This is a genomic window from Streptomyces azureus, assembly GCF_001270025.1.
GTDB lineage: Bacteria > Actinomycetota > Actinomycetes > Streptomycetales > Streptomycetaceae > Streptomyces > Streptomyces azureus.
In genome coordinates this window covers 1-21800 of record NZ_DF968297.1, presented here as the reverse complement: position 1 = coordinate 21800, position 21800 = coordinate 1, and the positions used below count along the sequence as shown (strand labels likewise).

Here is a 21800-nt window from a genome sequence, read left to right as displayed (position 1 = left end):
CTGTTGGTCTTCGCTGACTTGTTCCGCCGATCCGGGTATCCGCCTCAGCCACCACCCCTTCCGAGCACCCCGCCCGCGAGCCCGATCACCACGGGCAGTACGCCGACCGCGATGAACGCGGGCAGGAAGCACAGCCCGACCGGCGCGCTGACCATGACGCCCGCTCGGCGTGCCCTGGCCGTCGCGGCCCGGCCCCAGTCGGCGCGGGCCTCGGCGGCGAGACGTGCGACCGGTGTGGCGGCTGGCAGTCCGGACACATCGGCCCGTTCGAGCAACCGGGCCAGGCCTCCGGCTCCCGGGAGGGCGGCCAACCTCCGCCAAGCGGCGCCCGGTTCGCCGCCCAGGCGTACCTCCGCCGCCCCCTGGGCGAGGGCGTCGCCCACCGGGCCGCCCAGCGCCTCTCCCACGGCCTGCGCGGCGATCACCGGGCCGGCGCCCGCCGCGATGCAGGCCGCCAGCAGGTCGGCGGCCAGGGGCAGTTGCCGCGCCGCCTCGGCGAGGTCGGGTGCTCTTGGGTCCGTACCGGCCGCCTCCTGCCGCAGCCGCCACCGCCACATCCCCAACGCGCCGGCCAGTCCGACGGCGACACCGACCAGGCCGCCGATCAGCGCCCACCCGGCACAGGCCACGCCCACGGGGGCCAGCCATCTCCGCGCTGCCCGGCTCAGCGCGAGGGGTGGGGCGGAGGCGGCCGCTTCGGGGGGCGACAGCTCGTTCAGCCGGCGCCTCATCCTCCGGCGGTGCCGAGCCTGCTTGAGCCAACGCACCGCCCACCAGAGGGTCAGCACCATCCCCACCGTCACCCCCAGCCTGTGGACAACTTCTGCGCTCATGCCGCTGCCTCCGCGCCCCGCACGATCCGCAGCACCCACCACAGCCCCAGGCCCTCCAGCACGCCGCCTGTCACCAGACAGCCCAGGCCCGCCGTGGTGTGCAGCAGGACATGGAGGGGGTCGGCGCCGAGGGCGGTGCCGATGAGGAGCCCCAAGGCCGGCAACCCGGCGAGCAGCACCGCCGTGGCCCGGGCGCCCGCCAACTGGGCACGCAAGTCGGACCGTTGGTCCCGTTCGGCGCGCAGGGCGGCGGCGAGCCGGTCGAGTCCGGCCGCGAGCCCCGCGCCCTGGTCCACGGCCACCCGCCAGCACGCCGCGAGTCCCCGCAGCCCCTCGGCACCCGGTTGCCTCGCGGCGGTCGCGAGCGCGTCCGGCACGTCGCCTCCGAACCGTGCCGCCGCCAGCACCGTCGCCTGTGCATCCGCGAGTCCGCCGCAGTCCCGGGCGGCCCGCAGCAGCGCCTCTCCCGGCTGGCGTCCGGCCCGTACCTCCCCGGCGAGCGCCCCGCACAACGCGATCACCGCATCGGCCCGGCGTTCCCGGTCCCGCCGCACTTGGCCGGCCAGCCGGACCCGTCGCAGCAGCGGCACCCCGGCCGCTCCCAGGACGACCGGCAGCACCGACGCCCCGAGCACCGCAAGCACCAGCCCGGCCACCGGCGCCCACCACTCGGCCCGCAGCCTCCTACGGACCCGCCGCAACCCACCGGCCATCCGCCACCACCCGGGCGGTCCGGTCCCGACGGTCCCGCCGCCCGCGAGCAGCAACCGCGCCCGCCGTGCCGCCGAGTGACGCTCCCCCAGCAGCAAGACCGCCGCACCCATGCACGCCACGGCCGCACCCGTGGACATCTCAGCCGCCCCCGTCATGACTCCGCACCCTTCACCGCGACTTCGCCCGCCCCGCCCTCGCCTCCCTGGCCCCGAAGCAGCCCCCTCAGCCGCTCCCATCCCCGCTGACGCACGAAGGCCTCCGCTCCCCACCGCAGCGCCGGCACCGTCCGCACCAGCCCCGACGGGTCCCGTTCCAGCACATGCACCTCGGCGATCCGCCGCCGCCCGGTCCGGTCGCGCACGAGGTGCAGCACCACGGAGAGGGCAGCCGCCACCTGGCTGTGCAGCGCGGCCCGGTCGAGCCCGGCGGCCGTACCCAGGGCCTCCAGCCGGGCCGGTACGTCGGCGGCGGCATTGGCGTGCACGGTTCCGCAGCCCCCCTCGTGGCCGGTGTTCAACGCGGCCAGCAAATGCACCACTTCGGCTCCGCGGACCTCGCCCACGACCAGCCGGTCGGGCCGCATCCGCAGCGCCTGGCGCACCAGGTCCTCGAGGGTGACGAGCCCCGCGCCCTCCTGGTTGGCGGGTCTGGTCTCCAGCCGCACGACGTGCGGATGGTCCGGCCGCAGTTCCGTCGAGTCCTCGGCGAGGACGATCCGCTCGTCCGGCCCCACCAACCCCAGAAGGGCACTCAACAGCGTCGTCTTGCCGCTGCCCGTGCCGCCGCTGACCAGGAAGGACAGCCGCGCGTCGAGCAGCGCGCGCAGCACACGGTCCCCGCCCGGCGGCACCGTGCCCGCCGCGACCAGTTCGCCGAGCGTGAAGGCACGCGGCCGTACGACGCGCAGCGACAGGCAGGCGCAGCCCACGGCGACCGGCGGCAACACCGCGTGCAGCCGGGTCCCGTCGGGCAGCCGCGCGTCGGCCCAGGGCCGGGCGTCGTCCAGCCGGCGCCCGGCCACGGCGGCGAGGCGCTGGGCGAGCCGTCGTACGGCGGCGGCGTCTGCGAAGCGCACCGAGGTGAGCTCCAGTCCGCCGCCCCGGTCGACCCAGACCCGGTCCGGGGCCGACACCAGCACGTCGGTCACCGAAGGGTCGGCGAGGAGGGGCTCCAGCGGCCCGCTGCCGACCAGCTCGGACCGCAACTGCGCGGCGGCCCCCAGAACTTCGGCATCCCCGAGCACCCGGCCCTGTTCCCGCAGGGCCTGCGCCACGCGCGCGGGGGTCGGCTCGGCCCCGCTCTCGGCCAGCCACCGCCGCACCCCGTCGAGCAGTTCCGCGCCCTCGAGTCCGGCCAGGGTGCTCACGCCGCACCCGCCTCGACGAGCGCCCGCTCCCAGAACTCCTTGCAGAACCGGGCGAGCGGTCCGCGCGGGGCGGCACCCGGGGGTGTCGTGCCCTGGTCCGGGCGCAGCAGCTCCGGCTCGACCGGCACCTCGCCGACCAGGGGCAGCCCGAGCAGCCGGGCCACCTCCCGGTCGTCGAGCCCCGGCGGGTACGGCCCGCGGGCCGCCACCCGCAGATCGCGCAGGACCATGCCGACGGCGGACGCCACCCGTCCGGCGGCCGCGACGGCGCGCAGCTCGGCGGGTACCACCAGCACGCCGACGTCGAGCTGGGTGAGGACCTCGGCGACGCCGTCGTCGATGCGGCGCGGCAGGTCGACCACGACTGTGCCGCCCCGGCGCCGGGCCGCGGCGAGCACCGCGCGCACCGCCTGGGGCGGGACGGCGATCCGGTCGCCGCGGTCCCAGCTGAGCACCCGCAGCGAGTGCAGTTCGGGCAGCGACTCCTCCAGAGCACCCCCGCCGACCCGCCCGCGCGAGGAGGCGAACGCGGGCCAGCGCAGCCCCTCGGCCGTCTCACCGCCGAGGAGTACGTCGAGTCCGCCGCCCAGGGGATCGGCGTCCACGAGGAGTGTGCGCAGCCCCTCGCGCGCGGAGGTGACGGCGAGCGCGCACGCGAGCGTGGACGCTCCGGCCCCGCCGCGGCCGCCGATGACGCCCACGGTGAGGGCGGGCCGGCCGACGCCCTCGGCCACGTCGGCGATGCGGTCGACGAGCCACTGCTCGCCGTCGGGCAGCATCAGGACGTGCTCGGCGCCGATCTCGACGGCCCGCCGCCACACCCCGGAGTCGTCCTGGTCCCGGCCCACGAGGACGACTCCCCTTCTGCGCGCGGCCCCGCGTACCCGCCGTGCGGCGTCGTCGCCCACGAGGACGAGCGGCGCGGCCTCCCAGCCGCCTCTGCGGTCGGGCACTCCGTGATGCACCTCGGGTGTCGCGCCCGCCGCCGCGCACAGGCGCAGCAGGTCGTCGAGGAGTTCGCTGTCCTCGGTGACGATCAGCGGTCCGCCCTGCCGCCCTCCGGCGGCCGACGGCGGATCGTGTGTGACGGCTCCGGCCACGGTCTCCATCCCCCTTCACTGCTTGACTCGCACGGCCCCTGCGGCCCCGCGATTCCCAAACGTGGGAAGAACCGGCAAGGCGGCCTCCCTTTGAACGGCCGGCACCAACCGGCCAAACGCCCCCGGCAATCGGAGCCGGGCCATGAACCCGCCGCGAGCGGGCTGCGCTGGAATCACGGTGCAGCGATCCCGGAAATCGTGTGGATCTTGGTGGATAACTGTGGACGCCTGGGCGGTTGTGAAAATCGCCGTCACCCATACCGGTGACGCCCGCAGGCCCTCAGTGCGACTTCCACAGAGCAGTCCGACGACTACACACCGTGATAGGTCATGGGCACGTCAAGAGCACGCCCGAAGTGACAGCAGAACGGCACTCCGGCCGCGCGAAGAAGGAGAAAACCCATCCGGACATGCGACGACCCCCGCCGGGGGGGAGAGCGGGGGTCGTCCCCACGGCCGACTCGGGGGGGGAGGAGTCGGGCCGGGTTAGCACGGTCGCGAACGATCCGTGACTTCCATGGTGTACCCGAGAGCCCTCTCAGGCAAACCCACGCGCCTCACCTTACGCCGAATGGGCTGCCCCTATGCTCAAGGGCGTGGAAAACCACTCGTTGCCCCGCACAGCGGCCTTCTTTGACCTGGACAAGACGGTCATTGCGAAGTCGAGCACGCTCACGTTCAGCAAGTCGTTCTACCAAGGCGGTCTGATCAACCGCAGGGCCGTCTTGCGAACTGCATATGCCCAGTTCGTCTTCCTGGCCGGCGGCGCCGACCACGACCAGATGGAGCGCATGCGCGCGTACCTGTCCGCGCTGTGCCGCGGCTGGAACGTGCAGCAGGTCAAGGAGATCGTCGCCGAGACGCTGCACGACCTGATCGACCCGATCATCTACGACGAGGCCGCCTCCCTCATCGAGGAGCACCACACCGCCGGCCGCGACGTCGTGATCGTGTCCACGTCGGGCGCGGAGGTGGTCGAGCCGATCGGCGAGCTGCTCGGCGCGGACCGCGTGGTGGCGACCCGCATGGTCGTGGGCGACGACGGCTGCTTCACCGGCGAGGTGGAGTACTACGCGTACGGCCCGACCAAGGCCGAGGCCATCCGAGAGCTGGCCGCGTCCGAGGGGTACGACCTCAGCCGCTGCTACGCCTACAGCGACTCGGCGACCGACGTGCCGATGCTGGAGTCCGTCGGCCGCCCCCATGCCGTGAACCCGGACCGCGCGCTGCGCCGCGAGGCCCTCGCGCGCGGGTGGCCGATTCTGGACTTCCACCGTCCGGTCCGGCTCAAGCAGCGCATCCCCGGCTTCTCCGTACCGCCACGTCCGGCGCTCGTCGCGGTCGCCGCGATAGGCGCCGCGGCGGCCACGGCCGGCCTCGTCTGGTACGCGAACCGGCGCCGGGCGAACGTCGCTTGACCTGGGGCGACCCGAAGTTCTATTTGAACCCAAAAGTAAAGAAGTGCAGTCTGGACTTCCGCTTGCTCCGGGGCAGGAGTACAAAGGACTCAACGGCCCGCGAGACCAAGGACATCCGAGAGGATCACCTTAAGTACGCATTTGGCCCCACGGACCGAGCATGAACACCGGGCACCCACGCGACGTCGACCCGTCGATTACGGGCCAGCCGCACCAGGGACGGGCAAAGTTCCCGACCTGATGGGCATATATCGAGGACGCTTGGTACCCCGATGCTCATGCCAGCGGCGGTACGAGTTCTCGTACCGCCGCATTTGTCTGCCGGCCCGGTCCTGCCGTCAGGCCGCGCCGCGCTGCAACGCCTCACACACCGCCGTCGACTCGCGTGCCCCCAGTCCGACCGCCCTGCCGCAGTGGGCGATCCAGGCGGCCATGCCCTCCGGGGTGCCGGAGACGTACCCGTCGAGGGCTTCCAGGTAGGCCTCACGGCCCAGCTCGGCGTGGCCCACCTCGGCCGGGCAGACGGACTTCGGGTCCAGGCCGCTGCCGATCAGGACGATGCGTTCGGCCGTGCGCGCGATCAGGCCGTTGTGGGACGTGAAAGGACGCAGCGCGAGGAGTTCGCCGTGCACGACGGCGGCCGTCACCAGCGCCGGCGCGCTGCCGCCCGCGATGATCAGCTCGGCCAGCCCTTCCAGCCGGCCGTGCGCCTCGGCCGCGCTCGGCAGCGGCAGCCCGACGAGCGGCTCGTCGACCGGCTCGCCCTCCTGCCGCGGCCGTCCCACCTGGTCGGCCTTGTCGGCCGCCGCCACCAGGTGCAGCCGGGCCAGCACCCGCAGGGGCGACTGCCGCCAGATGGACAGCAGCTGGCCCGCCTCCGCGGTGAGCCGCAGGGCGGCACCCACGTTGCGCGCCTCGTCGTCGCCGCTGAAGTCCGTACGCCGGCGCACCTCCTCCAGCGCCCAGTCCGCGCCGGCCAGCGCCGCAGAGCCACGGGCGCCGCGCAGGGCCGCCTCGGAGGTGATCGCGTTGCTGCGCCGCCGCATGATCCGGTGCCCGTAGACCCGGTCCACGGACTTGCGCACGGACTCCACGGAATCGGCCACCCCGGGCAGCGCCCCCAGGGCCGCGAGAGGGTCGGCGGTCGCGCCTGCTGTACTCATGAGTACGACCCTACGCACCCCGAGAGCCCGCCCCACGGCGGAGTGGCCATCTTCACTCGGGCCGCTACTTCGCCGCCGGAGCCCCGGGTACGCCCTTCGGGGCCGGGGCGGGCCGGCCGGCGAGGAAGGACGCCCAGCCCTGCTTCGGCGCCTCGCCGACCGTCAGCGTGCGCAGCTTCTCCAGCGTCGCCGGGTCCTGGGCGTCCAGCCAGTCCACGAGCTGCCGGAACGAGACACAGCGCACCTCCTCCTTGGTGCACACCGTCTCGATGACCTCCTCGACGGCCCGCATGTAGGTGCCGCCGTTCCAGGACTCGAAGTGGTTGCCGATGATCAGGGGCGCGCGGTTTCCGTCGTAGGCCCGCTGGAAGCCCTTGAGCAGACCGTCGCGCATCTGGTTGCCCCAGAAGGCGTGCATGGCGGGGTTGCCCTGGGTGGCGGTGCCCGACTGGTTGACCATGAAGTTGTAGTCCATGGTCAGCTGCTCGAAGGAGTGGCCGGGGAACGGCACGAGCTGCATGGACACGTCCCACAGGCCGTGCTTCTTCTGCGGCCAGACCTGGTTGTTGACGCCGCTGGTGTCATAGCGGAAGCCCAGGTCGCGGGCCGCCTTCATGAAGTTTTGCTGGCCCTCCAGGCAGGGTGTACGGGCGCCGATGAGCTCCTTGTCGTAGTCGAAGGGCAGCGGGGACGCGTTCTTCATGCCGGCGTTGGTCTTCCAGGACTTCACGAACTGTTTGGCCTGGGCGATCTCGTCCTTCCAGTCCTGCACGGACCACTCGCCGACCCCGCCGCCGCTGCCGCAGAAGTGGCCGTTGAAGTGGGTGCCGATCTCGTTGCCCTCCAGCCACGCCAGGCGCAGCTGCTCCACGGTGGCGGCGATGCCGCGGCGGTCGTTGAAGCCGATGTCGGAGCGGCCCGGGGAGTGCTGCGGCGGCCGGTACCGGTCGCGTTTGTCGTCCGGCAGCAGGTACACGCCGCTCAGGAAGTAGGTCATGGTCGCGTTGTTCGCCCTGGCGACCTTGCGGAAGTGCGAGAACAGCTTCTGGCTGTCCTCGCCCGCGCCGTCCCAGGAGAAGACGACGAACTGCGGTGGCTTCTGGCCGGGCCGCAGCCGCTCGGGTCTGGGCAGGTGGGGCTGCGCACCGGTGTAGGCGGTGGAGCCGTCTCCGATCAGCCGGACCGCGCTCTTCGGCGCCTGAGCCGGCTTCGCCTTCTGCGGGGCGGGGGCCTCCTGCCGCGATGTGCCGGCCCCGCAACCGGCGAGCGATGCGGCGCAAAGCGCGGCGATCACGGAGCCCGCGGCGATCCTGTGGGTGGCTGCCATGTTCCGCCCACCTTCTTCCTTCTCTCGGGTGCGGACAGCGCCGCCAAATTCGCACGAGACCGAGAAGGAGCTAGTACGACAAGCCGATCGCATGGTCACTTCACTCTTCGGAGGGTTTTATTCGCCCATTTGCCCGTAAAGTCCTTTCTTCTCCTTTACTCTGCATTACGATCCGTTTACCGAGCGTTGAACCATCCCGCCGATTTACACCGTGACCACGGCCGCGACCGGCCCCCGCCCCGAGCGGAGAGCGCCGTTACGCGACCGCGCAGCCCCGGAGGAGACGGGAAAACATGTCAGCCTGCGTCCCCACCCGTGCCGCCGATCCGAACCGGACCGAGCGCACCCATCCACCCCACAGCCCGCCGCCGGGCGGCCCCCGCCGCTTCCGGATCGCGGGTGCCGACGTGTCGGCCTCGATCGCGGTCTTCCTGATCGCCCTGCCCCTGTCCCTGGGCATCGCCCTCGCCACCGGCGCACCGCTCCAGGCCGGCCTCGTCGCCGCCGCCGTGGGCGGGCTCGTCGCCGGACGGCTCGGCGGCTCCCCGCTCCAGGTGAGCGGACCGGCCGCCGGACTCACCGTCGTCACCGCCGATCTCATCCAGCGCTACGGCTGGCGGACGACCTGTGCCATCACGGTCCTCGCCGGCCTCGCCCAACTCGGCCTGGGCTGCCTGCGCGTGGCCCGTGGCGCCCTCGCCGTCAGCCCCGCCATCGTGCACGGCATGCTCGCCGGGATCGGCGTCACCATCGCCGTCGCCCAGCTGCACATCGTGCTCGGCGGCACACCGCAGAGTTCCGTCCCGGACAACCTCCGTGCCCTGCCCACCCAGTTGGCGGACATGGGCCCCGCGGCCGTGTCGGTGAGCGCGCTGACCCTGGCGCTGCTGCTGCTCTGGCCGAGACTGCCCGGCCGGGCCGGACGCCTGCTGCGCAAGTTCCCGGCCGCGCTCGTCGCCGTCGCCGGAGCCAGCGCGGCCGCCGCCCTCGCCGGGCTCCGCCTGCCCAAGGTCGACCTGCCGTCCTGGAGCAACCACGCCCTGGCCGGACTGCCCGAGGGTCCCGTGCTCGGCCTCGTCGCCGCGGTGCTCACCACCACACTGGTGTGCAGCGTGCAGTCGCTGCTCGGGGCGGTCGCCGTGGACAAGCTGGCGGCCGACCGCCCGGGCCTGCCCGCCCGCGTCCGGCGCTCCGACCTCGACCGCGAACTGCTCGGGCAGGGCGCCGCCAACATCGTCTCCGGCTCTCTCGGCGGACTGCCCATCGCGGGCGTGGCAGTGCGGACTTCGGCGAATGTGCACGCGGGCGCGGTGAGCCGGAACTCCACGATGCTGCACGGCGTTCTCGTAGTGATCGCCGCGCTGCTGATGGTCCCGATCCTGGAGCTCATCCCGCTCGCCTCGCTCGCCGCCCTGGTGATGGCCGTCGGCATCCAGATGGTGTCCCTGCACCACATCCGCACGGTGACGCGCCACCGAGAGGTGTGGGTCTACGCCGTCACGACCCTGGGCGTGGTGTCCCTCGGCGTTCTGCAGGGCGTGGCCCTGGGCATCGCCATGGCCGTCGGCGTCGCCCTGCACCGCCTCACCCGCACCCGCATCACGCACGAAGAGACGGAAGGAGTCCATCACGTACACGTCAGAGGGCAGTTGACGTTCCTCGCGGTGCCACGGCTCAGCCGGGCCCTGCATCTCGTACCCCACGGGGCCGACACCGTCGTCGAGCTGGACGGGTCGTTCATGGACCACGCGGCGTACGAGACGTTGCAGGACTGGCAGAAGACGCACACCGCGCAGGGCGGCACCGTCGAGATCACCGGCCGGCACCCCGGCACCCGCATCTCCGAGCCCCAGGCCGTCACCGGCTGCCGCTGCCGGCCCTGGACGCACTGGCGCAACCACCAGTGCGACCGCCCCCAGCCCGCTCCCCCTTCCCGGAGCTTCCGGGCCGGGACGGACCGCAGCGAGCCTGAGACGACAGGCGCCGGCGGAGCCAGTGGGCACGAACTGGTGCGTGGCATCAGCGCGTTCCAGCGCAACACCGCGCCCCTGGTGCGCAGCGAGCTGGCCCGGCTGGCGCGGGAGGGGCAGCGGCCGTCGCAGCTCTTCCTGACCTGCGCCGACTCACGACTGGTCACATCGATGATCACCTCCAGTGGTCCGGGCGACCTGTTCGTCGTGCGCAACGTGGGCAACCTCGTCCCACGACCGGGCGAGGAGAGCGGCGACGACTCGGTGGCGGCCGCGATCGAGTACGCCGTGGACGTGCTGCGGGTGCGGTCCATCACGGTGTGCGGGCACTCGGGCTGCGGCGCCATGCAGGCGCTGCTCAACTCCGAGCCCGGTGGCGCCCGGACACCGCTGAAGCGGTGGCTGCGGCACGGGCTGCCGAGCCTGGAGCGCATGGCCGACGACAGCCGGCCGTGGGGCAGGCTGGCCGGACGGGCACCAGAGGACGCGGTCGAGCAGCTCTGCCTGACCAACGTGGTCCAGCAGGTGGAGCACCTGCGCGCCCACGACTCGGTGGCCCGGGCCCTCGACGAGGGCACCCTGGAGCTGCACGGGATGTACTTCCACGTGGGCGAGGCCGAGGCCTACCTGCTCACCGAGACGGACGACGGCGTCGTCTTCGACCGCGTACGCGAGGCGGACCTGACGGCGTGAGCCCATGACGGCGTGCGCCCGGCACGCGTGCGGGTGTGCGGCCCGGACGGCCCCACCGGCCCACAGCCCCATGGCCACCGGCCCCACGGCCACCGGCCCACAGCCCCGACGGGCCCGACGGGCCCGACGGCCTGCGAGCCGCGCACCCCGCCGCCCGTGGTGGCCACGCCCCCGATCCACGGGTGACGCGCGTTACACAGGCTGAACCTTCCCTGGTCGGCGTCCGTGGGTACGGATGACGCCGGCCGCCGACACCACCGCCCGACAGGTCTAAACCAATCGGCGGTCGGCCCTTGTCACCGCACCCCCGGGTCTGATGAGCTGTGGCCTGGGACACAACGGACACCCTGGGAAAGGCAGATGCCGTGAGCAACGAAAGCCTGGCCAACCTGCTCAAGGAAGAGCGCAGGTTCGCACCCCCCGCCGACCTGGCCGCCAACGCCAACGTCACCGCGGAGGCGTATGAACAGGCCAAGGCTGACAGGCTCGGCTTCTGGGCCGAGCAGGCCCGTCGGCTGACCTGGGCCAAGGAGCCCACCGAGACCCTCGACTGGTCGAACCCGCCGTTCGCCAAGTGGTTCAAGGACGGCGAGCTCAACGTCGCCTACAACTGCGTCGACCGGCACGTGGAGGCCGGGCACGGCGACCGGGTCGCGATCCACTTCGAGGGCGAGCCCGGCGACGGCCGTGCCATCACCTACGCCGAGCTCAAGGACGAGGTCTCCAAGGCCGCCAACGCCCTGCTGGAACTGGGAGTTCAGGCCGGCGACCGGGTCGCCGTCTACATGCCGATGATCCCCGAGACGGCGATCGCGATGCTGGCCTGCGCCCGCATCGGCGCCGCGCACTCCGTCGTCTTCGGCGGTTTCTCCTCGGACGCGCTCGCCACCCGCATCCAGGACGCCGACGCGCGCGTGGTCATCACCTCCGACGGCGGCTACCGGCGCGGCAAGCCGTCCGCGCTCAAGCCAGCCGTGGACGAGGCCGTCGAGAAGGCGGGCAACGTGGAACACGTCCTGGTCGTGCGCCGCACGGGCCAGGAGGTCGCCTTCACCGAGGGCCGCGACGTGTGGTGGCACGACGTCGTGCAGCGGCAGAGCGCCGAACACACCCCGCAGGCGTTCAACGCCGAGCACCCGCTGTTCATCCTCTACACCTCGGGCACCACGGGTAAGCCGAAGGGCATCCTGCACACCTCCGGCGGCTACCTCACGCAGACCGCCTACACGCACCACGCCGTCTTCGACCTCAAGCCGGAGACGGACGTGTACTGGTGCACCGCCGACGTCGGCTGGGTCACCGGCCACTCTTACATCGTCTACGGCCCGCTCGCCAACGGCGCGACGCAGGTCATGTACGAGGGCACCCCCGACACGCCGCACCAGGGCCGCTTCTGGGAGATCGTGCAGAAGTACGGCGTGACGATCCTCTACACCGCGCCGACCGCGATCCGTACGTTCATGAAGTGGGGCGACGACATCCCCGCCAAGTTCGACCTGTCCAGCCTGCGGGTGCTGGGCTCGGTGGGCGAGCCGATCAACCCCGAGGCGTGGATCTGGTACCGCAAGAACATCGGCGGCGACCGCACCCCGATCGTCGACACCTGGTGGCAGACCGAGACCGGCGCGATGATGATCACCCCGCTGCCGGGTGTGACCGCGACCAAGCCCGGCTCCGCGCAGACGCCGCTGCCCGGCATCTCCGCGACGGTCGTCGACGACGAGGCGGGCGAGGTGCCCAACGGCGGTGGCGGCTACCTGGTGCTCACCGAGCCGTGGCCGTCGATGCTGCGCACCATCTGGGGCGACGACCAGCGGTTCATCGACACCTACTGGTCCCGCTTCGAGGGCAAGTACTTCGCCGGTGACGGTGCCAAGAAGGACGACGACGGCGACATCTGGCTGCTCGGCCGGGTCGACGACGTCATGCTCGTCTCCGGCCACAACATCTCCACCACGGAGGTCGAGTCCGCGCTCGTCTCCCACCCCTCGGTCGCCGAGGCGGCCGTGGTCGGCGCGGCGGACGAGACGACCGGGCAGGCGATCGTCGCCTTCGTGATCCTGCGCGGCACGGCCTCCGAGACCGAGACCCTGGTCGACGAGCTGCGCGCCCACGTCGGCAACGCCCTCGGCCCGATCGCCAAGCCCAAGCGGATCCTGCCGGTGGCCGAGCTGCCCAAGACCCGCTCCGGCAAGATCATGCGCCGTCTGCTGCGGGACGTCGCCGAGAACCGCCAGCTCGGTGACGTCACCACGCTGACCGACTCCACGGTCATGGACCTGATCCAGGCGAAGCTGCCGGCCGCGCCCAGCGAGGACTGATCACCGCACAGGCATAGCGCGGCGGACGAAGGGGCACCCGGTGGTCGGCACGCCGAGTGCCCCTTCGGCACCCCGGTGGTGATCACCAGGTGCGTTCGGCCCTATGTTTACCTAGGATGTTTACCTAGGCTAAGAAAAACAACTGCTTCATGGTGCGCCGGGAAGTCTGGTCGGCATGTGTTCAGCCCTGCCCACCGACCGGAGGTCTCCCACGTGACCGCGCCCCGCCCCTCCACCCCCCGCAAGGTCCTCGGACGGCTCTCCCTCCCCGAGCGGACCTACGTGGCGGACGCGCTGCGCACCGAAACCGTCGGTGGTGTGCTGCTGCTCGCCGCCGCGATCACCGCGCTGCTCTGGGCGAACATCCCCGCGCTGCACGACAGCTACGAGAGCGTCTCCCACTTCCACTTCGGCCCCGCCACCCTCGGCCTGGACCTGTCGGTCGCGCACTGGGCCGCCGACGGGCTGCTCGCGGTCTTCTTCTTCGTCGCGGGCATCGAACTCAAGCGCGAGCTCGTCGCGGGCGACCTGCGCGACCCCAAGGCCGCCGCGCTGCCGGTCGTCGCCGCGCTGTGCGGGATGGCCGTACCGGCGCTCGTCTACGTCTTCACCAACGTCACCGGCGGCGGTTCCCTGGCCGGCTGGGCCGTGCCCACCGCCACCGACATCGCCTTCGCGCTCGCCGTGCTCGCCGTCATCGGCACGTCCCTGCCGAGCGCGCTGCGGGCCTTCCTGCTCACGCTCGCCGTCGTCGACGACCTCTTCGCGATCCTGATCATCGCGGTGTTCTTCACCGACGACCTGAACTTCGCCGCGCTCGGCGGCGCCGTCGTGGGTCTGGCCCTCTTCTGGCTGCTGCTGCGCCAGGGCGTACGCGGCTGGTACGTGTACGTGCCGCTCGCGCTCGTCATCTGGGCGCTGATGTACAACAGCGGTATCCACGCCACCATCGCCGGTGTCGCCATGGGGCTCATGCTGCGCTGCCACCGCCACGCGGACGAGGCCCACTCCCCCGGCGAACACATCGAGCACCTCGTACGGCCCCTGTCGGCGGGGCTGGCCGTTCCGCTGTTCGCGCTGTTCAGCGCGGGTGTCTCCATCTCCGGCGGCGCGCTCGCCGACGTGTTCACCAAGCCGGAGACCCTCGGTGTCGTCCTCGGGCTGGTTCTCGGCAAGACGCTCGGCATCTTCGGCGGGACGTGGCTGACGGCCCGTTTCACCCGGGCCTCGCTCAGCGACGACCTCGCCTGGGGGGACGTGTTCGCGGTGGCGAGCCTCGCCGGCATCGGCTTCACCGTCTCGCTGCTCATCGGCGAACTCGCCTTCGAGGGCGACCAGACGATGACCGGCGAGGTCAAGGCCGCCGTGCTGCTGGGCTCGCTCATCGCCGCGACACTCGCGACGGTCCTGCTGAAGATACGCAACGCCAAGTACCGCCGCCTGTGGGAGGCCGAGGAGCGCGACGAGGACCTCGACGGCATCCCGGACATCTACGAGGAGGACGACCCGGCGTACCACCTGCGGCTGGCCGACGTCTACGAACGCAAGGCCGCCGAACACCGCCGGATCGCCCAGGAGAAGGCAGTCGCGCGGCACGGGCTTGCCGAAGTACCGGGCGGGGCAGGCGATGACCACCACCGTCCGGCATGATCTGACGGGACGGTACAAAAGACGGGACCGTACGCAGTCAGGCCGTACGCAGTCGGACGACTGTGGCCAGTCAGGCACAAGACGCGGAAATCGGACCGTACGCAGAAGAGGGAGACCGCGATGAGCGCACCCGACGGCAGCCCGGTCGGCGCCGAACGCACCATCGGCCAGCTGTTCGCCTCGGCGACGGCGGAAATGTCGGCGCTGGTGCACGACGAGATCGCGCTGGCGAAGGCGCAGCTCAAGCAGGACGTGAAGCGCGGCGCGACCAGCGGCGGCGCCTTCTCGATGGCGGGGGCGGTACTGCTGTTCTCCCTGCCGATGCTGAACTTCGCGTTGGCGTACGGCATCCGCACCTGGAGCGACTGGAACCTCGCGATCTGCTTCCTGCTGTCCTTCGCGGCGAACGTACTGGTCGCGGTCGTGCTCGCGCTGATCGGCGTGGTCTTCGCGAAGAAGGCCAAGAAGAGCAAGGGCCCGCAGAAGGTCGCCGCCTCCATGAAGGAGACCGCGGGCGTCCTGCAGAAGGCCAAGCCGCACCCGCGTCCGGAGCTTGCGAAGGACCGGGTCCCCGAGGTCGTCGACGTTGTGGCACGCTCGTCGTCATGACCGACCCCGCCACTCCCCCGGCACAACCGGCCTCGGCCGTGCTGCTGGACGGCCCCTGGAACCATCGCGACGTCGCCGCCAACGGCGCCCGCTTCCACATCGCCGAGCTGGGCGACGGGCCGCTGGTGCTGCTGCTGCACGGCTTCCCGCAGTTCTGGTGGACCTGGCGGCACCAGCTGGTGGCGCTCGCCGACGCGGGCTTCCGGGCCGTCGCCATGGACCTGCGGGGCGTCGGGGGCAGCGACCGCACGCCGCGCGGTTACGACCCCGCCAACCTCGCGCTCGATGTCACCGGCGTCATCCGCTCGCTCGGCGAGCCGGACGCCGCGCTGGTCGGCCACGACCTGGGCGGGTACCTCGCATGGACGGCCGCCGCGATGCGCCCGAAGCTGGTGCGACGGCTGGCGGTCGAGTCCATGCCACACCCGCGGCGCTGGCGCTCGGCCATGCTGCGAGACGTCAAGCAGAGCCGCGCCGGCTCACACGTCTGGGGGTTCCAGCGGCCCTGGATCCCGGAGCGGCAGCTCACCGCTGACGACGGTGAGCTCGTGGCCCGGCTGATCCAGGACTGGTCCGGGCCGCGCCCGCCGGAGGACGAGGCGCTGGAGAACTACCGCCGGGCCATGTGCATCCCCTCCGCCGCGCACTGCGCGGTCGAGCCGTACCGCTGGATGGTGCGCTCCCTGGCCCGCCCGGACGGCATCCAGTTCAACCGCCGGATGAAGCGGCCCGTGCGCGTGCCGACGCTCCATCTGCACGGCTCGCTCGACCCCGTGATGCGCACGCGCAGCGCGGCCGGATCCGGCGAGTACGTGGAAGCCCCGTACCGCTGGCGCCTGTTCGACGGCCTCGGCCACTTCCCGCACGAGGAGGACCCGGTCGCGTTCTCCTCGGAGCTCATCAACTGGCTGAAGGACCCCGAACCCGATCGGTGACCGGGTGACCGCGGCCGGTATCCGCACGTGAACGCTTGTCCTACGAACGGCCAATTGCCTGGCGCATAGGCCAATTGGACGCCCCGGGGGCGGTTATCGACCATGGGGCGGGGGCACACGTCGGGGTATGGGCTGGACGCACGACTACAGTGACGCAAGCCGCAATCGCCGCTCGGCGGGCGGTGCGAACCCCCACCAGCGAAGCGGCGCACCGCAGATGGCGACCGCGGACCCCAGGGTCGGGATCCCGCGCATCCTCCGCCGCCGGGCCCGCTGGGTCTCCGTACGTCTGCGCCACACACGCGACTGAGGCGTCACCCGCGCGAGTGACCCGCCGGCTGCCCCGCTCCAGCACCACTCCTAGAGCGCGCAGTTGTCGCTGCTTACCTGCTGGTTGGCGTTGCGCCCCTTGGTGATGTCCTGCTGGATCTCGTCCACGGTCAGCGCGTAACCCGTCTCGGCGTCGTCGAGGGACTTGGCGAAGACGACGCCGTAGACCCTGCCGTCGGGGGTGAGCAGCGGGCCGCCGGAGTTGCCCTGGCGGACGGCCGCGTAGAGGGAGTAGACGTCGCGGCGGACCGTGCCGCGGTGGTAGATGTCCGGGCCGTTGGCCGTGATGCGGCCACGCACGCGTGCGGCACGCACGTCGTACGCCCCGTTCTCCGGGAAGCCCGCGACGATCGCGCCGTCGCCGCTGCCCGCGTCCTCGGTGGTGAACCGCAGCGCGGGCGCCTTGAGGTCCGGAACGTCCAGTACGGCGATGTCGCGCCGCCAGTCGTAGAGCACCACCGTGGCGTCGTACTTCTTGCCCTCGCCGCCTATCTGCACGGTCGGTTCGTCGACGCCGCCCACCACGTGCGCGTTGGTCATCACGCGGCGGTCGCCGAAGACGAAGCCGGTGCCCTCCAGGACCTTGCCGCAGCTCGGGGCGGTGCCCATGACCTTGACGATGGAGCGCTGGGCGCGGGTGGCCACCGGGCTGTTGGCCAGAGCCGGGTCCGGGGGCTGGACGTCGGTGATCGGCTCGTTCGCGAACGGGCTGAAGACCTGCGGGAAGCCGTTCTGCGCGAGGACCGAGGAGAAGTCCGCGAACCAGGTGGCGGCCTGGTCCGGCAGCGCCTGGGAGACGCCGAGCAGCACCTTGGAGTTGCGGACCTCCTTGCCGAGCGTCGGCAGCGTGGTGCCCGCGAGGGCCGAACCGATCAGCCAGGCGACCAGGAGCATCGCCACGACGTTGACGAGCGCGCCTCCGGTGGCGTCCAGGGCCCGGGCCGGGGACCAGGTGATGTGTCGGCGCAGCTTGTTGCCGAGGTGGGTGGTGAGGGCCTGGCCGACGGAGGCGCAGACGATGACGACGACGACCGCGACGACGGCCGCAGTCGTGCTCACCTCCGCGTTGTCCGTGATCGCGTCCCAGATGACGGGCAGCGCGTAGACGGCGACGAGACCGCCGCCCAGGAAGCCGATCACCGACAGGATGCCGACGACGAACCCCTGGCGGTACCCGACGACCGCGAACCACACGGCGGCGACCAGCAACAAGATGTCCAGCACGTTCACGGAGGCCACCCTGTCATGCGCGCCAGTCGAGCGGGACCTGCTTCTCGCGGTCCCAGGGCCGCTCCCAGCCCGAGTAGTGCAGCAGCCGGTCGATGATTCCGGCCGTGAAACCCCAGACAAGTGCCGATTCGACCATAAATGCCGGGCCTCGGTGGCCGCTGGGGTGGACGGCGGTGGCGCGGTTCGCGGGATCCGTGAGATCCGCCACGGGGACGGTGAAGACCCTGGCGGTTTCGTTCGGATCGACGACCCCGACCGGGGTGGGCTCACGCCACCAGCCCAGCACCGGGGTGACGACGAAGCCGCTGACCGGGATGTACAGCCGGGGCAGAACGCCGAACAGCTGGACGCCGGAGGGATCGAGGCCGGTCTCCTCCTCCGCCTCCCGCAGGGCCGCCCGCAGCGGACCGTCGCCGCGCGGGTCACCGTCCATCGGGTCGAGGGCGCCGCCAGGGAAGGACGGCTGACCGGCGTGCGAGCGCAGGGAATGCGCGCGCTCCATGAGCAGCAGCTCCGGTCCGCGCTCGCCCTCACCGAAGAGGATCAGCACGGCGGACTGCCGCCCGGCGCCGTCCTCCGGCGGCAGGAAGCGGCTCAGCTGCCGCGGCCGGACCGTCTCCACGGCGTGCACCACCGGGTCCAGCCAGCCGGGCAGGCCCTCCTTGCTCACCGTCACCGACCCGCCCTGTGTGTCGCTCGCCCGAGTCATCGCCACCCCCGTCGTCCTGCCGCTTCCAACGCGCGGCGGCCCTGAGATCGTTCCGTGAACGGCCGCGATCCCCTGATCGAGGGGCTCGCGGGGCAGCTCATCCGGCCCCCAGCGGCGGCGCCGGTTTGCCGCCCGCGTCCAGGTAGGCCTGCGGGGGGTTCAGACGCTGGCCGGGGAAGCCGCCCTTTTCGTACTTGAGCAGCTTCCTGGCCTTCTCCGGGTCGGTCTCGCCCTCGCCGTACGCCGGGCAGAGCGGGGCGATCGGGCAAGCGCCGCACGCGGGCTTGCGGGCGTGGCAGATCCGGCGGCCGTGCCAGATCACGTGGTGCGAGAGGTCCGTCCAGTCGCTCTTCGGGAAGAGCGCGCCGACCGCGGCCTCGATCTTGTCCGGGTCGGTCTCGGCGGTCCACTGCCAGCGGCGCACCAGGCGCTGGAAGTGCGTGTCCACGGTGATGCCGGGCCGGCCGAAGGCGTTCCCGAGCACGACGAACGCGGTCTTGCGGCCGACGCCGGGCAGCTTGACCAGATCCTCCAGCCGGCCGGGGACCTCGCCGCCGAAGTCCTCCACGAGGGCCTTGGACAGCCCTATGACCGACTTGGTCTTGGCCCGGAAGAAGCCGCACGGGCGGAGGATCTCCTCCACCTCCTCCGGGTTGGCGGCGGCCAGGTCCTCCGGGGTGGGGTACTTGGCGAAGAGGGCGGGGGTGGTCTGGTTGACGCGCAGGTCGGTGGTCTGGGCGGACAGGACCGTGGCGACCACCAGCTGGAAGGGGTTGGTGAAGTCCAGCTCGGGGTGGGCGTACGGGTAGACCTCGGCGAGCTCGCGGTTGATACGGCGGGCCCGGCGGACCAGGGCGGTGCGGGACTCGCCACTCGGGGGGTGGACGACGCTGGCCGGGGCGGTGCCCTTGATGCGGGCCGTGGCCTTCTTGGGGGCGACGGTGACCTTCTTGGCGGCGGGGGCCTTTTTCGCAGGCGCGGCCTTCTTCACAGCCGCAGCCTTCTTCGCAGACGCGGCCTTCTTCACAGCCGCAGCCTGCATCGCAGATGCCTGCTCACTCGCGGCCCCGGCCCTCCTGGCAAGCGCCTTCTTCGCCGGCGCCGACTTCCCGGAAGGCTCCGCCTCCCCTGTCGCTTTCGCCGTTTTCCTACCGCCATCGGGGCTCTGTTCGCCCACAGCGGAATCGCGACGTACAACCACCCGCGCAGCCCCCTCGGCCTGTGCTCTCACCGGCGATTTGGACACCCGGCCAGCCTAAGGCCCGGCACCGACATCCGCCCCGGACCCCGAAGATCGGCGCCCAATTGGACCCCTGCCGCGTACCCCGGGACACGTGTGCGGCATCCTTGTGACAGATCACACTGTTTGGACCGTCCGGCAAAATGGGCACCACGGTGCCTTGGTACGCGGGGGCAACAGCCCCTGAGCAGGTCGACAAGGAGAGAACTCGTGGACGACGTTCTGCGGCGCAATCCGCTCTTCGCGGCGCTCGACGACGAGCAGGCCGCGGAGCTCCGCGCCTCCATGAGTGAGGTGACCCTCGCGCGCGGTGACTCGCTGTTCCACGAGGGTGACCCCGGCGACCGCCTGTACGTGGTCACGGAGGGGAAGGTCAAGCTCCACCGCACGTCCCCCGACGGCCGCGAGAACATGCTGGCCGTGGTCGGCCCCGGCGAGCTCATCGGCGAGCTGTCGCTGTTCGACCCGGGCCCGCGCACCGCGACCGCCACGGCGCTGACCGAGGTCAAGCTGCTCGGCCTCGGCCACGGCGACCTCCAGCCCTGGCTGAACGCCCGCCCCGAGGTGGCCACGGCGCTCCTGCGCGCCGTCGCCCGCCGGCTGCGCAAGACCAACGACGCGATGTCCGACCTCGTCTTCTCGGACGTCCCGGGCCGTGTCGCCCGCGCCCTGCTGGACCTCTCCCGCCGGTTCGGCGTGCAGTCCGAGGAGGGCATCCACGTCGTCCACGACCTCACGCAGGAGGAGCTGGCCCAGCTGGTCGGCGCGTCCCGCGAGACGGTCAACAAGGCACTGGCGGACTTCGCCCAGCGCGGCTGGCTGCGCCTGGAGGCCCGCGCGGTGATCCTCCTGGACGTGGAACGCCTCGCCAAGCGCTCACGCTGACGCGCACGCACCCCTGGCCGTACGTCGCCGTCGGGCCCTGTCTCCTCGCGGGACGGGGCCCGACGTCGTACGCGGCACGAAAAGGGGCCGCGTCGGCATCCCCCTTCACGGCACAGTGACCGCATGGCCGGAACCGTTCACCGCCCGGGACTCGACGCCCAGGGCTTCATCGCCCGGGAGGGCTCCCTCGCGCGCGTGCCCGACGCCTTCCGTCCGGTCGTCGCCGCGGCCGGGGAGCGGCTGGCCGACGTGTTCGGGGCGCGGCTGCACAGCGCGTACCTCTACGGGTCGATCCCGCGCGGCACCGCGCGCGCGGGGCGCAGCGACCTCGATCTGCTGCTCGCCCTGCGCGAGGAGCCGACCGACACGGACCGGGCGGAGGCCCGTGCCCTCGGTGCGGCGCTGGACGAGGAGTTCGAGCAACTCGACGGGCACGGGACGCTGCTGTTCAGCCGGGCGCGGCTGCTGAGCGACCTGGAGCGCTACGACCTGGGGTGGTTCGTCGCCTGCCTGTGCACCCCTCTGCTGGGCGAGGACCTGGCCGCGCACCTGCCGCGCTACCGCCCCGGCTCACTGCTGGCCCGCGAGACCAACGGCGATCTGGCCCTGCTCCTCCCGCGCTGGCGCCGGCGGATCGCCGAGGCAGGCGACACGGAAGAGGCCCGCCGTCCGCTCGTCCGCTTCATGTCCCGGCACCTCGTGCGCACGGGCTTCACCCTGGTCATGCCTCGCTGGAACGGCTGGACCAGCGACCTGCGGAAGATGGCCGAGGCGTTCGCCCGGTACTACCCGCAGCGCGCCGAGCAGATGCGGGCCGCGGCCGCCCTCGGCCGGGAGCCGACGGGGGACGCCGCCGTGCTCGTGTCGTACGTCGACGATCTCGGGCCCTGGCTCGCCGGGGAGTACGCGCGCGTGCACGGCGTCAAAGCGCCGCGTCCGTGAAGGGCCCTAGGGGCTGTCTTTAGTTGCGATCAAGCCCGGGGTGGGGTGTCGGTCCGATAGGACTGTGGTGTGACGCGTGCGCAACTTAACGACAGGGAGTGGGAGTTCATCGAGCCGTTCCTGCCCGTCGGCAGATTCGGCCCGTACCCCGAGCGGCTGCGTGAGCAGTTCGAGGGGGTGATCTGGAGGTTCCGCACGGGCAGCCAGTGGCGGGAGATGCCCGAGCGGTTCGGCGCCTGGCAGACGGTCTACAACCGCTTCATGCGATGGCGGGACGCCGGCGTCTTCCAGACCCTTCTGGAAGAGGCGATCGCCGAAGCCGCTCGCAGGGACGAGATCGACATGTCCCTGGTCAGCGTGGACTC

19 protein-coding genes are annotated in these 21800 nt (G+C 72.0%); 10 read left to right on the top strand and 9 right to left on the bottom strand.

The features are described 5' to 3' along the window. Window positions 1-44 precede the first annotated feature (44 nt). Genes AOQ53_RS19650 through ssd form a run of 4 tightly spaced genes read right to left on the bottom strand, consistent with a single transcriptional unit; the run spans window position 45 to window position 4022 of the window. Window positions 45-833 carry a type II secretion system F family protein gene (locus AOQ53_RS19650; protein ID WP_059419062.1) on the bottom strand — a complete coding sequence of 263 codons (789 nt, stop codon included), beginning with the start codon at window positions 831-833 and terminating at the stop codon, window positions 45-47. After that, a complete protein-coding gene (locus AOQ53_RS19645; RefSeq protein WP_059419061.1) occupies window positions 830-1702 on the bottom strand; it encodes a type II secretion system F family protein in 873 nt (290 codons plus the stop codon). Before AOQ53_RS19645 ends, AOQ53_RS19650 begins: the two co-directional genes overlap by 4 nt. Further along, window positions 1699-2913, bottom strand: coding sequence for a TadA family conjugal transfer-associated ATPase (locus AOQ53_RS19640; RefSeq protein ID WP_059419059.1), 1215 nt, complete (start codon window positions 2911-2913; stop codon window positions 1699-1701). Before AOQ53_RS19640 ends, AOQ53_RS19645 begins: the two co-directional genes overlap by 4 nt. After that, window positions 2910-4022, bottom strand: a complete 1113-nt coding sequence (ssd, locus tag AOQ53_RS19635) for a septum site-determining protein Ssd (RefSeq protein ID WP_059419057.1) — start codon at window positions 4020-4022, stop codon at window positions 2910-2912. The genes AOQ53_RS19640 and ssd overlap by 4 nt, the downstream gene beginning before the upstream one ends. Before the next feature lie 575 nt (window positions 4023-4597). Here ssd and AOQ53_RS19630 point away from each other — a divergent pair. After that, on the top strand, window positions 4598-5431 hold the full coding sequence (locus AOQ53_RS19630; protein WP_059419055.1) for an HAD family hydrolase: 834 nt from the start codon (window positions 4598-4600) through the stop codon (window positions 5429-5431). Window positions 5432-5769: 338 nt separating this feature from the next. Here the strand turns inward: AOQ53_RS19630 and AOQ53_RS19625 are convergent, their stop codons facing one another. Then, window positions 5770-6594, bottom strand: a complete 825-nt coding sequence (locus AOQ53_RS19625) for a Fic family protein (RefSeq protein WP_059419052.1) — start codon at window positions 6592-6594, stop codon at window positions 5770-5772. A gap of 64 nt (window positions 6595-6658) precedes the next feature. Next, window positions 6659-7921, bottom strand: a complete 1263-nt coding sequence (locus AOQ53_RS19620) for a hypothetical protein (RefSeq protein WP_059419050.1) — start codon at window positions 7919-7921, stop codon at window positions 6659-6661. 293 nt (window positions 7922-8214) lie between these two features. Between AOQ53_RS19620 and AOQ53_RS19615 the strand changes: the two genes are divergently transcribed. From AOQ53_RS19615 to AOQ53_RS46370, 6 genes are all read left to right on the top strand, one after another. Then, a complete protein-coding gene (locus AOQ53_RS19615; RefSeq protein ID WP_059419048.1) occupies window positions 8215-10584 on the top strand; it encodes a bifunctional SulP family inorganic anion transporter/carbonic anhydrase in 2370 nt (789 codons plus the stop codon). A 365-nt stretch (window positions 10585-10949) separates the two neighbouring features. After that, entirely contained in the window at window positions 10950-12905 is a 1956-nt protein-coding gene (gene acs, locus AOQ53_RS19610) for an acetate--CoA ligase (RefSeq protein WP_059419111.1), read from the top strand. A gap of 213 nt (window positions 12906-13118) precedes the next feature. Further along, window positions 13119-14555, top strand: coding sequence for a Na+/H+ antiporter NhaA (gene nhaA, locus AOQ53_RS19605; RefSeq protein WP_059419046.1), 1437 nt, complete (start codon window positions 13119-13121; stop codon window positions 14553-14555). Window positions 14556-14675: 120 nt separating this feature from the next. After that, the gene (locus AOQ53_RS19600; protein WP_059419045.1) at window positions 14676-15164 is read left to right on the top strand and encodes a phage holin family protein; all 489 of its coding nucleotides are present in this window, start codon (window positions 14676-14678) and stop codon (window positions 15162-15164) included. Further along, window positions 15161-16099, top strand: coding sequence for an alpha/beta fold hydrolase (locus tag AOQ53_RS19595; RefSeq protein ID WP_059419043.1), 939 nt, complete (start codon window positions 15161-15163; stop codon window positions 16097-16099). Before AOQ53_RS19600 ends, AOQ53_RS19595 begins: the two co-directional genes overlap by 4 nt. A 127-nt stretch (window positions 16100-16226) precedes the next feature. Next, complete coding sequence (locus tag AOQ53_RS46370) at window positions 16227-16409, top strand: hypothetical protein (protein ID WP_078602692.1); 183 nt, start codon at window positions 16227-16229, stop codon at window positions 16407-16409. Between the two features lie 50 nt (window positions 16410-16459). Here AOQ53_RS46370 and AOQ53_RS19590 read toward each other — a convergent pair whose 3' ends face one another. From AOQ53_RS19590 to nth, 3 genes are all read right to left on the bottom strand, one after another. Then, window positions 16460-17659, bottom strand: a complete 1200-nt coding sequence (locus AOQ53_RS19590) for a MarP family serine protease (RefSeq protein WP_059419109.1) — start codon at window positions 17657-17659, stop codon at window positions 16460-16462. A gap of 13 nt (window positions 17660-17672) precedes the next feature. Next, window positions 17673-18368, bottom strand: coding sequence for an NUDIX hydrolase (locus AOQ53_RS19585; protein ID WP_059419107.1), 696 nt, complete (start codon window positions 18366-18368; stop codon window positions 17673-17675). A 97-nt stretch (window positions 18369-18465) separates the two neighbouring features. Next, window positions 18466-19410, bottom strand: a complete 945-nt coding sequence (gene nth, locus AOQ53_RS19580; protein WP_059419041.1) for an endonuclease III — start codon at window positions 19408-19410, stop codon at window positions 18466-18468. A 408-nt stretch (window positions 19411-19818) separates the two neighbouring features. Between nth and AOQ53_RS19575 the strand changes: the two genes are divergently transcribed. The 3 genes from AOQ53_RS19575 to AOQ53_RS19565 all read left to right on the top strand — a co-directional run. Beyond that, window positions 19819-20493 (top strand): Crp/Fnr family transcriptional regulator, encoded by a 675-nt coding sequence (locus tag AOQ53_RS19575; protein ID WP_010031945.1) that lies wholly within the window; start codon window positions 19819-19821, stop codon window positions 20491-20493. A gap of 123 nt (window positions 20494-20616) precedes the next feature. Beyond that, the gene (locus AOQ53_RS19570; RefSeq protein WP_059419039.1) at window positions 20617-21435 is read left to right on the top strand and encodes a nucleotidyltransferase domain-containing protein; all 819 of its coding nucleotides are present in this window, start codon (window positions 20617-20619) and stop codon (window positions 21433-21435) included. 69 nt (window positions 21436-21504) lie between these two features. Beyond that, a partial coding sequence (locus AOQ53_RS19565) for a transposase (protein ID WP_148640355.1) occupies window positions 21505-21800 on the top strand: 296 nt, incomplete at its 3' end.